The sequence below is a fragment of the Frigoribacterium sp. CFBP9030 genome, from assembly GCF_034045195.1.
Taxonomy (GTDB): Bacteria; Actinomycetota; Actinomycetes; order Actinomycetales; family Microbacteriaceae; genus Frigoribacterium.
Window position 1 is genome coordinate 165,076 of sequence record NZ_JAXCWG010000005.1, and the last position, 12,367, is coordinate 177,442.

The window sequence follows — 12,367 nt, forward strand, 5'->3', positions numbered from 1 at the left end:
CCCGTTCATCATGCCCCGCGCGGGTCACTATCGTGATGGCATGGACTCAGCCTGGTTGGTTCCGCTGTCGCTGGCCTTCGGGGCCGTGGCCGGTGCCGCGATCGTCATCGTCGTGGTGGCGGCGCACGCCAGGTCCGTCAAGGTGGCCCGGCTCGTCGAGGTGTCGCTGCCCGACGGCATCGACGCCGTGCTCGACGCGCTCGAGTCGGCGGGCGTCGTCGTCGACCCGTCGGGCAACGTGCTCAAGGCGTCGCCGCGGGCCCTGCAGCTCGGTCTGGTCTCGGCGCAGCAGCACCTCGTGCACGCCGAGATCGAAGACCTCGTGGCCCTCGCCCGGCGCGAAGGCGAACCGCAGGCCGACGAGCTCACCCTCGCGCGCCTCCCGGGCAGCGAGGCGACGTTCGTGCTGGGCGTGCGCGTGGCGCCGCTCGGCGGTCGGTACGTGCTCGTGCTCGCCGAAGACCGCAGCGAGGGGCGTCGTCTCGACGACATGCGGCGCGACTTCGTCGCCAACATCAGTCACGAGCTGAAGACCCCGATCGGCGCGGTCGGGCTGCTGGCCGAGGCTCTCGAGTCGGCCTCGTCCGACCCCGAGCAGGTGCGGCACTTCGCGAAGAGCCTGACTCGCGAGGCCGGTCGCCTGGGGCGCCTCACACAGGACATCATCGAGCTCTCGAGGCTGCAGGCGACCGACGCCCTCGAATCGAGCGAGCCCATCGACGTGCGCGTCGTCGTCGACACCGCCGTCGACCGCAACCGCGTCGTCGCCGACGCCCGCGGCATCTCGCTGGTCGTGCGCGGCGGCCGGCATGCGACGGTGCTCGGCGACGAGCAGATGCTCGTGACGGCCGTCGACAACCTGATCGCCAACGCCATCAACTACTCGCCCGACGGCTCGCGGGTCGGCATCGGCGCCACCGTCGACGACTCGGGCACCGTCGAGGTGGCCGTGACCGACCAGGGCTACGGGATCCCCGACGACGAGCTCGACCGCGTCTTCGAGCGCTTCTACCGCGTCGACCCGGCGCGGTCGCGGCGGACGGGCGGCACCGGGCTCGGGCTCGCCATCGTGAAGCACGTGATCCAGAATCACGGGGGCGACGTGCGCGTCTGGTCGCAGGTGGGCAAGGGCAGCACCTTCACCCTCCGACTGCCCGAGGCGCGCACGCAGCCGGAGACCCGATCGACCCCCCTGCCGGTCACCACCAGACAAGACCGCACCGCCCGACACGACGGCGCCCGAACAGACGGCGCCCGCCGTGAGGGCACCACCCGACAAGACATCGAGGCACGATGACGACCCACATCCTGATCGTCGAAGACGAGGAGTCGCTCAGCGAACCGCTGGCGTTCATCCTCGAGCGCGAGGGCTACCGCACGACGGTCGCCGAAGACGGCCCCGCGGCGATCGCCGCGTTCGAGAAGGGCGGCGCCGATCTGGTGCTGCTCGACCTCATGCTGCCCGGCATCCCCGGCACCGAGGTCTGCCGGGTCATCCGCACCAGGTCGCAGGTGCCGATCGTCATGCTGACCGCGAAAGACAGCGAGGTCGACATCGTCGTCGGGCTCGAGCTCGGCGCCGACGACTACGTCACGAAGCCGTACTCGACGCGCGAGCTGCTGGCACGCATCCGGGCCGTGCTGCGCCGCCGCGTCGACACCGACGACCTCTCCGACTCGATGCTCGAGGCCGGCGACATCCGGATGGACGTCGAGCGTCACGTCGTCACCGTGCGCGGCACCGACATCGCCATGCCCCTGAAGGAGTTCGAGCTGCTCGAGCTGCTGATGCGCAACGCCGGACGGGTGCTCACCCGCGGTCAGCTGATCGACCGCGTCTGGGGCGCCGACTACTTCGGCGACACCAAGACGCTCGACGTGCACATCAAGCGCATCCGCTCGAAGATCGAGGCCGTGCCGTCCGAGCCGAAGGCCCTGGTGACCGTGCGCGGACTCGGGTACCGCATCGAGGCCTGACCCGCGCCTCCTGCCCGGGGCCCTCGCCCTCTCGTTCCCCGACCGGAGCCGAGGAGGCGCGGGTCGGGGCGGACGACATCCCGACCGGAGCCGAGGAGGCGCGGGTCGGGGCGGACGACGAGAGGCCCGGCCCCGCAGACAGCGGGCCGGGCCTCTCGTGGTGCGTGCGGTGCCTACGGAGCGGTGGTGGCGCTCGGCGTGGCGCCCTCTTGGGTCGTGCCCTCGTTCGTCTGGCGGTCGTTGCCCTCGGGGTTGGCGCTGGACTCGGGGAGCGGCGTCGAGTCGGTGCCCGGCTCGGCGCTCGTGGCGGGGGAGGGGAGCAGCGTCGCGTACTCGGGCAGATCGCCGTTGAGCACGGGCACCTGGAGGGTCTTGCCGGTCTCGGTGCCGTACTGGATGTAGACGGGGAGCAGCGAGCCGACCGTGAGGTCGAGGTCGGACATGAGCAGCTGCTCGTCGCCCTCGGTCGTGCCGCGGCTGACCTGCGAGTCGCCCTCGACCGTGACGGTCTCGGTCTGGCGACCGGCCTCGGTCTCGTACTGGAACGAGACGTCGACGCTGTCGTCGCCCGTGTTGAGCACGACCATGCTGAGGCTGGCCTCGGTGCCGTCTTCGGTCAGCGCGATCGCGTTGCGCACCGCGACGTCGCCGATGTTCAGGCTCGTGCCGTCGCTGGCGTCGTACTGCTTGAGGGTCGCCTGGGGGCTGATGAAGTTGCACCCGGCGGCGACGAGCACGACGCCGACCCCGACGGCGGTGGCCGCCACGGTGCGACGGGCGAGCGCCGATCGAAGTTCCAGCACAGATCCGTCTCGCACGGGTGTCCTCCAGGATCCAGTCAAAGCAAAAGGTCTCTACAGCCTAGCCACCGCGGGGCAGGCCGGAGGGTAAGGGAGCCCTTACCGGTAGGCCCCCATGTTAGCCTGTGAGCCGCAGGATGGAGCCAGATTGATGCAGTTCGAGCCCGGCGTGACCGAGGTCGACGATCTGCTCGTCGACGTCGCCCGCGCAGTCGTCGTCGTCGCCGCCGGCAGCGGCACCCGTCTCGCCCAGGGGGCGCCCAAGGCCTTCGTCGCGGTCGCCGGCCGCAGCATCCTCGAGCGGTCGCTCGAGTCGATCTTCGCGTCGGCCGACCCCGTGCAGGTGGTCGTCGTGGTGCCGGCTGCGCTCGTCGACGAGTCGCGCGCCCTGGTCGACTCCGTCGCCGGGCCGGCGTCGGGCTACGCGTCGGTCGTCTCCGGCGGTGCGAGCCGTCAGGCCTCGGTCGCGGCCGGCCTCGCCCGCGTCGCCCCCTCCGTCGCGACCGTGCTCGTGCACGACTGCGCCCGACCGTTCACCCCGACGGCGCAGTTCGACCTCGTCGCCTCGACGGTCGAGCGGACCGGTCACGGGGTCGTGCCGGGGCTGCCCGTCAGCGACACCATCAAGCGCGTCGGGTCCGCCGGCGAGGTCGTCGAGACCGTCGACCGCTCCGAGCTGGTCGCCATGCAGACGCCGCAGGGGTTCCCCCGGGCCGAGCTCGACGCGGCCTACGCCACGGCGGGCGCCGAGCACACCGACGACGCAGCGCTCTTCGCCGCGCACGGGCACCGGGTCGTCGTCGTCGAGGGCGACCCCGTCGCCTTCAAGATCACCACCCCGTGGGATCTCCGCCGGGCCGAGACGATCGCCCGCGAGCGCGCCGCAGCCGCGCCCGCCCCCGCCGCCGCCTCTGCCGCCGCCGAGCGCGGTTCGAACCCCGCCGCCGAGCGTGGCTCGCGCCCCGACGACGACGCGCACCGGCTGCGCACGGGTCTGGGCGTCGACGTCCACGCCTTCGACGACCGCCAGCCGCTGCACCTCGGTCTGCTGCACTTCGAGGGCGAGGCGGGTCTCGCCGGGCACAGCGACGGCGACGCCGTCGCGCACGCCCTGGTCGACGCCCTGCTGTCGGCGGCGGGCCTCGGCGACATCGGCTCGATGTTCGGCACCGACGACCCGCGCTTCGCCGGCGCGAGCGGCGAGGTCTTCGTCACCGCGACGCTCGAGCGCCTGACCGCGGCCGGGTTCGACGTCGTCTCGGCGGCGGTGCAGGTCATCGGCAACCGCCCGCGGCTCGCCCGCCGTCGCCTCGAGATGGAGGCGCGGCTCATCGAGGTCGTCGGCGCACCGGTCAGCGTCTCGGCGACCACCACCGACGGGCTCGGCTTCACCGGGCGGGGCGAGGGCGTCACGGCGATCGCGACCGCGCTGGTCGCCGTGGTCGACGGCACCTCAATAGGCTGATCGCGTGACAATCCGCCTCTACGACTCCCGCGCCCAGGCGCTCGTCGACTTCGAACCGCTCGTCCCCGGTCAGGTGGGCCTCTACGTCTGCGGGCCGACCGTCCAGTCGTCGCCCCACATCGGGCACCTGCGCTCCGCCCTCGTGTACGACCTGTGGCGCCGCTGGTTCACCTACCGCGGTCTCGACGTCACGCTGGTGCGCAACGTCACCGACATCGACGACAAGATCCTCGCCCTGGCCGCCGGCACCGACGAGCAGTGGTGGGCCCGCGCCTACCGCTACGAGCTCGAGTTCACCGCCGGCTACCAGGCCCTCGGCATCCTCGCGCCGACCTACGAGCCCCGCGCGACGGCGAGCATCAGCGAGATGCAGCGGATCGTCGAGCGGCTGATCGAGCGCGGGCACGCCTACGCGGCGGACGACGCCTCGGGCGACGTCTACTTCGACACGGCGAGCTGGCCCGCCTACGGCGCGCTCACCCGGCAGGACGTCGCTGACATGGCGTCGGCCGCCGACGCCGACCCGCGGGGCAAGCGCGACCCCCGCGACTTCGCGCTCTGGAAGGGCGCGAAGGCCGACGAGCCCGCATCGGCCGCCTGGTCGTCGCCCTGGGGTGAGGGCCGACCCGGCTGGCACATCGAGTGCTCGGCCATGTCGCGTCGCTACCTCGGCCCGGCCTTCGACATCCACGGCGGCGGTCTCGACCTGAGGTTCCCGCACCACGAGAACGAGCTGGCCCAGTCGACGGCGGCCGGCGACGGGTTCGCGCGGCACTGGCTGCACAACGGTCTGGTCAACGTCGACGGTCAGAAGATGTCGAAGTCGCTCGGCAACTCGATCTTCGCCGCCGAGTTCCTCGAGAAGGCCCGACCCGTCGTGGTGCGGTACTTCCTCAGCGCCGCGCACTACCGGTCGACGATCGATTACCACGACGGTGCGCTGGTGGAGGCCGATGCGGCGCTCGACCGGGTCGAGACCTTCCTGTCCCGCGCCGAGCGCCGTCTCGCCGGCACGCGCTTCGCCTCGGTCGGCGCGCGGGTCGTCCCCGACGACTTCGCCGCCGCGATGGACGACGATCTCAACGTGCCTCAGGCGATCGCGGTGCTGCACGACGCGGTGCGCGCCGGCAACTCGGCCCTCGACGACGGCGACCTCGACACGGCCGCCCGCGAATGGCAGCACGTGGCCGCCATGGTCGCCGTGCTCGGCATCGATCCGCTCGCCCCCGAGTGGCGCGACGACGACGAGGGCGCGGCGCACCGCGCGCTCGGTGCCGTGATCGACGTACTCTTGGCGGAACGCCAGCACGCCCGGGCCGATCGCGACTTCGCACGGGCCGACCAGATCCGCAGCACCCTCTCGGGTGCCGGGATCCTCATCGAAGACACCCCCAGCGGGTCGCATTGGAGCTTGGAACAGTGAAGAACACCAGCGGAGCACGTAAGGGCCGTCCCGGCAACAGTGCCGTGCGGCAGGGCAGCAAGGGCAAGCAGGTCGGCAGCGGCGGGCAGGGTCGTCAGGCCCTCGAGGGCAAGAAGCCCACCCCCGCGGCCGAAGACCGCCCGTACCACCCCGCCGGCAAGGCGAAGATCGCCCGCGAGCGACTCGAGAGCGCCCGCGGTCGCAGCAGCAACGGCCCGCGCGCCGGTTCGCCGATCGCCGGTCGCGGCGGGGCGAGCGACGCCCAGCGTCGTCGCCCGAAGTCGGCCGACGACCACGAGATGGTGACCGGTCGCAACTCGGTGCTCGAAGCGCTGCGCACGCGCATCCCCGCGTCGACGCTGTACATCGCGGCCCGCATCGAGATGGACGACCGCACGAAGGAGATCCTGCAGCTCGCCACGCGACGTGGTCTGCCGGTGCTCGAGGTCATGCGCCCCGAACTCGACCGTCTGACCGGGGCCGACTCGGTGCACCAGGGCGTCGCCCTCAAGGTGCCGCCGTACGAGTACGCGCACCCGATGGACATGCTCGAGACGTCGATCAAGCGTCAGCAGAAGCCGCTCTTCGTCGCCCTCGACGGCATCACCGACCCGCGCAACCTCGGGGCGATCATCCGATCGGTGGCCGCGTTCGGCGGTCAGGGCGTCATCGTCCCGCAGCGTCGCTCGGTCGGTCTCACGGCCTCGGCCTGGAAGACCTCGGCCGGCGCCGCGGCGCGCATCCCCGTCGCGATGGCCTCGAACCTCACGCAGACGCTCAAGTCGTTCAAAGAGCAGGGCGTCTTCGTGGTCGGCCTCGACGGCGGCGGCGACGTGATGCTGCCCGGTCTCGAGCTGGCCGACCGCCCGATCGTGGTCGTCGTCGGCAGCGAGGGCAAGGGCCTCTCGCGCATCGTCGCCGAGACCTGCGACGCGATCGTGTCGGTGCCGATCACCGGCGCCGTCGAGTCGCTCAACGCCGGCATCGCCGCGTCCGTCACGCTCTACGAGATCTCGAAGCTGCGGGCCGAACGCAAGAAGTGAGCCCCTGCAGGAGGCGCGGATCGGGGTCGTCCCGGCCCGCGCCTCCTGCGTTCTCCGGCCGGGTCAGACCTTGCTGCGCCAGTCGTCGTCGTCGTCGAGCGATTCGGCCTCGGGCAGCGCGATCGACTCCGTCGGCGGCTCGATCACCATCTGCTCGTCACGACGGTGCCGCAGCACGTCGTTGATGTACGAGGTGAGCGCCTCGGCGATCGGCACGTCGCGGTTCTCCTGCTGCGAGCGGTACCAGCGGTGCTCGAGCAGCTGGTGGAACACCTCGGCCGGCTCGAGACGCCCGCGCAGCTCGCGGGGGATCGACCGGACGACGGGCTCGAAGACGCGGGCCGCCCACTCGTGCGCGATCATCTCCTCGTCGTTGTCGTTGTTGCCCGTGCGGAGCCGGTAGGCGTCGAGGTCGTTCAGCAGGCGTCGGGCCTGGTTCTCTTCGACGTCGAGACCGGTGAGACGCAGCAGGCGCCGCGAGTGGTGACCCGCGTCGACGACCTTCGGCTGGATCTTCACCTGGGTGCCGCCCTCGGCCGTCTTGATCGCGAGCTCCTCGATGTCGAAGCCGAGGTCGTTCAACCGCTCGACGCGGTCGTTGATGCGCCAGCGCTCGGAGCTCGAGAAGGTCTCGCTGCCGGTGAGCTCCGTCCAGAGGCTGCGGTACTTGGCGACGATGCCGTTGCTGACGTCGACGGCGTCGAGGTTGTCGTCGAGTCGCCCGCCCGCCTCGAGGTCGAGCAGCTCGCCGGCGATGTTGACGCGGGCCACCTCGAGGTCGTTCTCGCGCTGACCGTTCGACAGACCGCCGGGGTAGAGCTTGCCCGTCTCGGCGTCGACCAGATACGCCGCGAAGGCGCCCGCGTCGCGACGGAACAGGGTGTTCGAGAGCGACACGTCGCCCCAGTAGAAGCCGATGATGTGGAGGCGCACCAGCAGCAGGGCGAGCGCGTCGACCAGTCGCTTGGCCGTGTCGGGTCGGAGGGTCTGCGAGTAGAGCGCCCGGTAGGGCAGCGAGAACTTCAGGTGCCGCGTCACGAGCACCGGGTCGAGCGGCGAGCCGTCTTCGTCGTGCCGGTTCGTGATGACGGCGAGCGGGTCGACGCAGGGGATGTCCATGCGCTGCAGGGTCCGCAGCATCTCGTACTCGCCCCGGGCCATCTCGCCCGAGGTCTCTTTGATGGCGATGACGTAGCCGCTGAGGTGGGCGAAGCGCACCAGGTGCCGCGAGATGCCCTTCGGCAGCGTCGCGATGGCGTCGTCGGGCCAGGCCCCGAGGGGGAGATCCCAGGGGAGGTCGAGCAGGGCCGGGTCGACCGTGGCGGAGGTGATGTTGAGGGAGTCGGGCATCGTCTCGTGGTCTCTGTGTCTCTCGGGTGCGTCTCGGGGGTGTCTGACGGGAGGTACGGGATCGGCCCGACGAGTCACCGGGCTGGCGCCCAGGTGACCCGTCGGGCCGATGAGGTGTGCTGCTACGCGCTGATGACGGCCTTGTCGCCGAGGCGCTCGCCGCTCTCGGTGTCGAAGACGTGCACGTGGTGCGCCTGCGGCGTGATGTGGATCGTCTCGCCCAGCTTGGGGTGGTTGCGACCGTCGACGCGCACGACGATGTCGACGCGCTGACCGCCGACCTCGGTGTGACCGTAGAGGTAGCCGTCGGCACCGAGCTCTTCGACGACGTCGACCGTGACCGCGAGGCCCTCGCCGGTGGTGTTGACGACGACGTCTTCGGGGCGGACGCCGACGGTGACGCTCTTGCCGTTGGCCTGGCCGACGGTGTCGCGGTCGACCGCGGTGACGGCGGTGCCGAACTGGATGCCGCCGTCGACGACGTCGGCGGGCAGCAGGTTCATGGCCGGTGAGCCGATGAAGCCGGCGACGAACACGTTCTGCGGCTTCTCGTAGAGGTCGCGGGGGCTGCCGACCTGCTGCAGGACGCCGTCCTTCAGGACCGCGATGCGGTCGCCCATGGTGAGCGCCTCGGTCTGGTCGTGCGTGACGTAGACGGTGGTGACGCCGAGTCGACGCTGCAGCGAGGCGATCTGGGTGCGGGTCTGCACGCGCAGCTTGGCGTCGAGGTTCGAGAGCGGCTCGTCCATCAGGAACACCTGGGGCTGACGCACGATGGCGCGGCCCATGGCGACGCGCTGACGCTGACCACCCGAGAGGGCCTTGGGCTTGCGGGCCAGGTAGGGCTCGAGGTCGAGCAGCTTGGCGGCCTCGAGGACGCGGGTCGCGCGCTCCTCCTTGCCGACGCCGGCGATCTTGAGCGCGAAGCCCATGTTCTCGGCGACCGTCATGTGCGGGTACAGCGCGTAGTTCTGGAAGACCATGGCGATGTCGCGGTCCTTCGGCGGCACGTCGGTGACGTTGCGGTCGCCGATGAAGATGTCGCCGCTGTTGACCTCTTCGAGACCGGCGAGCATGCGGAGGGTGGTCGACTTGCCGCAGCCGGAGGGCCCGACCAGCACGAGGAACTCGCCGTCGGCGACCTCGAGGTCGATGCTGTCGACCGCGGGGCGGGTCGAACCGGGGTACAGACGGGTTGCCTTGCTGAACGTGACTGACGCCATGATGTTTCTCCTTCACCGGCAGGTACGTGCCGGACGATCCGTTGTGAATGGATGGTGATCAGACCAAGAGGTCCGCGATGACCACCACCCGACAGTATGGCACCGAACCGAGACGGTCTCATGCGGTGTCCGGGGCGGGGACGGTATCGTTTTCGACACGGTCTTCCGGACAGTCGTCCGGTGCGGCCGGCACCCCCGACAGGGCGCTGCACTCGCAGACCCTCCCCACGCCCCCTACGACGCGACGGCGACACCCCGTGGCGCATCGGAGAGACCCGTTCCATGACTGACAACACCCCGGACGACAAGATCCTCACCAAGAACCAGCGTCGCGCCGCCGCGCGGCAGAAGGCTCAGCTCGCCCGCAAGAAGCAGAAGCGTCGTCAGAAGACCGGTCGACTGCTGCTGCAGGGCGGCATCGCGCTCGCGCTCGTGGCCGTCGTCGTGATCGTCGTCGTCGTCATCACGAACAGCATCAAGCCCGCCGGCCCCGGCCCCGCCAACATGGCCAGCGACGGCATCCGCATCGGCCAGGACTTCGTCGCCGAGACCACCCCGGCGCTCGCCGCCGACGACGACCCGGTGCCCTCCGAGACGACGGCCGCGAGCGACACGGTCGACATCGTCGTCTACCTCGACTACCTCTGCCCGATCTGCGGTCAGTTCGAGGAGGCCAACAACGACTACATCGCCGGCCTCGTCGACTCGGGCGCGGCCACCGTCGAGTACCACCCGGTGGCGATCCTGACGAACTCGTCGGTGGGCACCCGGTACTCGAACCGCGCGGCCAACGCGGCCGCCTGCGTGGCGAACTACTCGCCGAACTCGTTCTTCGACTTCAACACCGCCCTGTTCGACCAGCAGCCGGAGGAGGGCACCCGCGGTCTCGACGACGCGACGCTGTCGGACATCGCGACGGGCATCGAGGGCGTCGTCGACCCGGCGCGCATCACGACCTGCATCGACGACGAGGAGTTCGCGTCGTGGGTCACCAACGCGACCGAGCGCGCCGTCGACGGCCCGATCCCGAACAGCACCGTCGACGCCCTGCCCGGCACCCCGCTGGTGCTGGTCAACGGTCAGCAGTACGAGGCGAGCACGCCGTTCACCAACGAGGAGTTCCGCAACTTCGTCGTGACGGCCGCCGGCAACAGCTACGCCGACAGCAGCACCGCCACCCCGACGCCGACGCCGACCGAGTCGGGCGCGCCCGCCGAGCCGGCCGAGAGCGAGACGCCCGCGGCGACGCCCGCAGCGACCCCCGCAGGCTGATCGCGGCCGGTGCCGCGGCTCAGGTCGTCCTGCGCGGGTGGGGGAGCACCCCGGGCCGCTTGACCGGCAGCTCGTGCAGCACGACGTCGCGCACCGCGCCGGCGTCGAGGGTGAGCGTCAGGTAGGTGGCGTGCGGCTGGCGGCGCCGGTCCGTGGGCGACCCCGGGTTCAGCAGGCGGAGGCCCGCCGGGGTCGTCGTGTCCCATGGGATGTGGCTGTGGCCGAAGAGCAGGAGGTCGGTCTCGGGGAAGAGGCGGTCCATCCGGCTCTCGCGCGCCTCCTTGGCTCCGGTCTCGTGGACGACCGCGAGGCGGATGCCGTCGACGGTGGTCCGCACCACCTCGGGAAGCCTGTCGTCGAACTCGGGGCCGTCGTTGTTGCCGCGGACCCCGATCAGGAGGCGCGCGCGGGTCTCGAACTCGTCGAGCAGCGGCAGGCCGGTCCAGTCTCCGGCGTGCACCACGACGTCGGCGCGATCGACGGCGGCCCAGACGGCGGACGGCATGGCCCTGGCCTTCTGCGGCACATGGGTGTCGGACACGACGAGCACGGAGGTCGGCATCCCCCCACGCTAGGGGCGCGCGGGGCGATGCGGCCCGTTATCGTCGTTTCAGGGTTGGCTTGCTCTGTCGGCTCGTCAGCCTGACCGCAGCGCACCACCAGAAACGAGGACGACATCGTGGGACTCTTCCGCAGCCAAGCCACCGAGGTGGCCCGGCAGGACGCCGCCGTGCGTCACTCGCTCTGGGCGGACGCCTTCGGCGCGCTCGCGACGCGCGCCGTGCAGATCATCGCCGTGGTCATCGTGGCCGCCGCCCTCATCTACGTGTTCCTCAGCCTCAGCCTGGTGACCCTGCCGGTGCTGCTCGCGCTCATCTTCGCCTCGGCGATGCTGCCGGTGGTGTCGTTCCTCCGGAAGCACCGAGTGCCCTCGGTGCTGGCGACCCTCATCTGCCTCTTCGCCGTCGTCATCATCCTCGGCCTCATCGCCTGGCTGATCGTCTGGGCCGTCGAGAATCAGGCCGCCTCGCTCGTCGAGTCGGCGACGCAGGGCATAGAGCAGCTTCAGAACTGGATCACGACCCTGCCCTTCTCGATCACGGACGACCAGATCCAGGGCGGCATCGACGCGGTCACCGACTTCGTCACCAGCGCGCAGTTCGGCTCGGGCGCCCTCGCCGGCGCATCGGCCGTCGGCAGCTTCCTGACCGGTCTCGTGCTGATGATCGTCGTGCTGTTCTTCTTCCTCAAAGACGGCCCGGCCATCTGGGAGTTCATGCTCCGCCCGTTCCGCGGCGAGCAGTACGCCCGTGCGCGTCGCATCGGCGACAAGACGGTGTCGACCCTCGGCGGCTACGTGCGGGGCACGGCGACCGTCGCGGCCGTTGACGCGATCGGCATCGGCGTCGGCCTCTGGATCATCGGCGTGCCCCTGGCGCTGCCCCTGGCGGTCGTCGTCTTCCTCACCGCGTTCATCCCGCTCGTCGGGGCCACGGCGGCCGGCATCCTCGCCGCGCTCGTGGCCCTCGTCGCCAACGGCGTTCCGGCCGCGATCTGGGTCGTGGTCGTCGTGGTCGTCGTCAACCAGCTCGAGGGCAACTTCCTCCAGCCGGTGCTGATGGGTCGCACGCTGCAGCTGCACGGTCTCGTCATCCTGGTCGCCCTGACCGCCGGCACCATCCTCGGCGGCGTCGTCGGCGCGGTCATCGCCGTGCCGCTGATGGCCGTCGCCTGGGGCATCACCCAGGTCTGGAACGGCGAGCACGAACCCGCCGAGATGTTCCGCCAGAAGAGACGCGAAGAGGTCCGCTAGC

Annotated in this window: 11 protein-coding genes; 7 read left to right on the forward strand and 4 right to left on the reverse strand. The window is 70.9% G+C overall.

Going from position 1 to position 12,367, the window contains the following annotated elements:
- Positions 1 to 40 precede the first annotated feature (40 nt).
- Both SOM13_RS08210 and SOM13_RS08215 read left to right on the forward strand, forming a co-directional pair.
- Positions 41 to 1,297: a sensor histidine kinase gene (locus SOM13_RS08210; RefSeq protein ID WP_192061332.1), complete on the forward strand. Its 1,257-nt coding sequence runs from the start codon at positions 41 to 43 to the stop codon at positions 1,295 to 1,297.
- Positions 1,294 to 1,977: a response regulator transcription factor gene (locus tag SOM13_RS08215; RefSeq protein WP_192061333.1), complete on the forward strand. Its 684-nt coding sequence runs from the start codon at positions 1,294 to 1,296 to the stop codon at positions 1,975 to 1,977. Before SOM13_RS08210 ends, SOM13_RS08215 begins: the two co-directional genes overlap by 4 nt.
- Positions 1,978 to 2,150: 173 nt before the next feature.
- Here the strand turns inward: SOM13_RS08215 and SOM13_RS08220 are convergent, their stop codons facing one another.
- Complete coding sequence (locus tag SOM13_RS08220; RefSeq protein ID WP_192061334.1) at positions 2,151 to 2,795, reverse strand: hypothetical protein; 645 nt, start codon at positions 2,793 to 2,795, stop codon at positions 2,151 to 2,153.
- A gap of 133 nt (positions 2,796 to 2,928) precedes the next feature.
- Between SOM13_RS08220 and ispD the strand changes: the two genes are divergently transcribed.
- The 3 genes from ispD to rlmB are packed head-to-tail and all read left to right on the forward strand — an operon-like array spanning position 2,929 to position 6,708.
- On the forward strand, positions 2,929 to 4,242 hold the full coding sequence (ispD, locus tag SOM13_RS08225) for a 2-C-methyl-D-erythritol 4-phosphate cytidylyltransferase (protein WP_320479401.1): 1,314 nt from the start codon (positions 2,929 to 2,931) through the stop codon (positions 4,240 to 4,242).
- Positions 4,243 to 4,246: 4 nt separating this feature from the next.
- Entirely contained in the window at positions 4,247 to 5,665 is a 1,419-nt protein-coding gene (gene cysS, locus SOM13_RS08230) for a cysteine--tRNA ligase (protein ID WP_320479402.1), read from the forward strand.
- The gene (gene rlmB / locus SOM13_RS08235) at positions 5,662 to 6,708 is read left to right on the forward strand and encodes a 23S rRNA (guanosine(2251)-2'-O)-methyltransferase RlmB (protein WP_192061337.1); all 1,047 of its coding nucleotides are present in this window, start codon (positions 5,662 to 5,664) and stop codon (positions 6,706 to 6,708) included. The genes cysS and rlmB overlap by 4 nt, the downstream gene beginning before the upstream one ends.
- Positions 6,709 to 6,771: 63 nt before the next feature.
- Here rlmB and SOM13_RS08240 read toward each other — a convergent pair whose 3' ends face one another.
- Together SOM13_RS08240 and SOM13_RS08245 are read right to left on the reverse strand one after the other, a co-directional pair.
- Positions 6,772 to 8,058 carry a DUF4032 domain-containing protein gene (locus tag SOM13_RS08240; protein WP_243215793.1) on the reverse strand — a complete coding sequence of 429 codons (1,287 nt, stop codon included), beginning with the start codon at positions 8,056 to 8,058 and terminating at the stop codon, positions 6,772 to 6,774.
- Between the two features lie 122 nt (positions 8,059 to 8,180).
- On the reverse strand, positions 8,181 to 9,281 hold the full coding sequence (locus SOM13_RS08245) for an ABC transporter ATP-binding protein (protein ID WP_192061339.1): 1,101 nt from the start codon (positions 9,279 to 9,281) through the stop codon (positions 8,181 to 8,183).
- 282 nt (positions 9,282 to 9,563) lie between these two features.
- Here SOM13_RS08245 and SOM13_RS08250 point away from each other — a divergent pair, with 282 nt between their 5' ends.
- Entirely contained in the window at positions 9,564 to 10,553 is a 990-nt protein-coding gene (locus SOM13_RS08250; protein WP_320479403.1) for a DsbA family protein, read from the forward strand.
- A gap of 19 nt (positions 10,554 to 10,572) precedes the next feature.
- Here the strand turns inward: SOM13_RS08250 and SOM13_RS08255 are convergent, their stop codons facing one another.
- A complete protein-coding gene (locus tag SOM13_RS08255; protein ID WP_320477516.1) occupies positions 10,573 to 11,115 on the reverse strand; it encodes a metallophosphoesterase in 543 nt (180 codons plus the stop codon).
- A gap of 117 nt (positions 11,116 to 11,232) precedes the next feature.
- On the opposite strand from SOM13_RS08255, the gene SOM13_RS08260 reads away from it, so the two are divergent.
- On the forward strand, positions 11,233 to 12,366 hold the full coding sequence (locus SOM13_RS08260; protein ID WP_192061342.1) for an AI-2E family transporter: 1,134 nt from the start codon (positions 11,233 to 11,235) through the stop codon (positions 12,364 to 12,366).
- Position 12,367 lies beyond the last annotated feature (1 nt).